Origin of the sequence: Jannaschia formosa, from assembly GCF_003340555.1 — a bacterium.
Taxonomy (GTDB): Bacteria; Pseudomonadota; Alphaproteobacteria; order Rhodobacterales; family Rhodobacteraceae; genus Jannaschia; species Jannaschia formosa.
Genome location: NZ_QPLJ01000077.1, coordinates 1 through 1824, shown reverse-complemented (window position 1 = coordinate 1824; position 1824 = coordinate 1). Strand labels below are relative to the sequence as shown.

Below are 1824 nucleotides of genomic sequence, written 5' to 3'. Positions count from 1 at the left end.
GCGCCTTGAAGCCCGCGTCATGATTCCTGCGTTTCCGCATTCCTGATCTCCTCGTTCTTGGAGACCAGCAAACGTCACATCGCAGCTTCCGTCACTGTCCGATTTCTGGGGAGTAGCTCACAAGGCCGCCGTCTCCGCAGCGGAGTCGTTACGCGATGCAGGTCTACCGTGCCCGGTCGTGAGCGTTGGTTCGACGCCGACCGCCCACGCCGCGCGCGACCTGACTGGCGTGACGGAGCTGCGGGCCGGGGTCTACATGTTCTTCGATCTCGTGATGGCGGGGATCGACGTCTGCACAGTCGACGATATCGCGCTCGGCGTGCTGACGAACGTGATCGGGCATCAGCCCGCCAAGGGCTGGACGATGATCGACGCGGGCTGGATGGCCCTGTCGCGCGACCGCGGGACGGCAGCGCAGGACGTGGATCATGGCTATGGCCTCGTGTGCGACGAGAAAGGCCGCGTCCTGCCGGACCTCATCGTGAGCAGCGCCAACCAAGAGCACGGTATCGTCTCGCTCCGCCCCGGAGCGGAGGGGCCGATGCCGGACCTGCCCGTCGGCACGCGCCTTCGCATCCTGCCCAACCACGCCTGCGCGACCGCCGCGCAGCATGATCGCTACAACGTGCTGCCGCAGGACGGCGGCCCAATGCAGACCTGGCACCGCTTCGGTGGCTGGTAAGGAGACCGACATGATCCTGGTCACCGAGGCCGAGTCCTCCGCCATCGTCACGCCCGAACTCGCCTTCGCGGCGGTGCGCGAGGCCTTCATCGCCGCCGTCGCTCCAGGAGCCGCGAGCTTCCCGGTGGTGCTCGCCCACGGCAGCAACCCGCAGAACCGCTTCACCATCAAGTCCGCCTCGGGTGCAGAATTGGCCGGGCTGAAGGTCGGGGCCTACTTCCCCACCAACGATGCACGCGGACTGCCACGGCACGCCTCGACCATCCTGCTGATCGACCAGACCACGGGGCGCATCGGTGCTCTGGTCGAGGGATCGGCGGTGAACTGCTATCGCACCGCCGCGGCAGATGCGGTAGCGACGGATGTTCTCGCGCGCCCGGATGCCGAAGTTCTGACCCTGCTCGGAACCGGCCACCAGGCCGCTTTCGAGGCGCAGGCGATCGCGCGTATCCGGAAGCTGTCCCGTCTGCTGGTGGTCGGCAGAGATCCCTTCCGCACCGAAGCCTTCGTGGAGAAGTTGCGCAGCTCAGGCTTGCCGGCGGAGGCCGCGGCAGCGGAAGCCGCGGTCCGTGCCGCTGATATCATCGTCACAGCGACGACCGCCACCGCACCTCTCTTCGAGGCAGCCTGGCTCCAGCCGGCAACGCATATCTCCTCCATGGGATCGGACTCCCAAGGCAAACAGGAACTGCCTGCCGGTATCTTTCGACACGCCAGTCTCTTCTGCGACCTTCCGGAGCAGTCGGTGCGCATCGGGGAGTTCCAGCACGCGGGTCCTGAGGCAACCCCGACCGCCATCGGAGTGGTTCTTTCTGGCGACGCGCCAGGCCGCCGGGATGAGAGCGAGATCACGATCTTCGACAGCTCGTGCATCTCGATGCAAGACTTGCATATGGCCAAAGCGATCCTCGACCGGCACGCAGTAAGCGGCGTAGCCTTCAGCTAGAGTATAGGCTGGCTACTCCCATGCCGCCGCGTGCGGCTCCGACGTGCCCATGGACATGAATGGCAGCTTTGTCCGGATACTGTTGAAAAAGTCGGCGATCGAAGCGTTCTGACCAGCGTCCAAAGCGAGCCGATTGGCAGTCCCTTTCATCCGGGGGCTGTCACGGGCACCAACTTGGCCAGTTTGCGGAGGTTCT

General features: G+C 65.4%; 3 protein-coding genes. 2 read left to right on the top strand and 1 reads right to left on the bottom strand.

The window, feature by feature from the left end; translation table 11 throughout:
- Positions 1-178: 178 nt before the first annotated feature.
- Together DR046_RS22815 and DR046_RS22810 are read left to right on the top strand one after the other, a co-directional pair.
- The gene (locus DR046_RS22815) at positions 179-682 is read left to right on the top strand and encodes a type III PLP-dependent enzyme domain-containing protein (protein WP_245191067.1); all 504 of its coding nucleotides are present in this window, start codon (positions 179-181) and stop codon (positions 680-682) included.
- A 10-nt stretch (positions 683-692) separates the two neighbouring features.
- Positions 693-1628 (top strand): ornithine cyclodeaminase family protein, encoded by a 936-nt coding sequence (locus DR046_RS22810; RefSeq protein WP_115384623.1) that lies wholly within the window; start codon positions 693-695, stop codon positions 1626-1628.
- Between the two features lie 12 nt (positions 1629-1640).
- On the opposite strand, the gene DR046_RS24040 is transcribed toward DR046_RS22810, so the two are convergent.
- Positions 1641-1824 (bottom strand): hypothetical protein (locus tag DR046_RS24040; protein WP_209313647.1); only part of this gene is annotated, 184 nt, incomplete at its 5' end.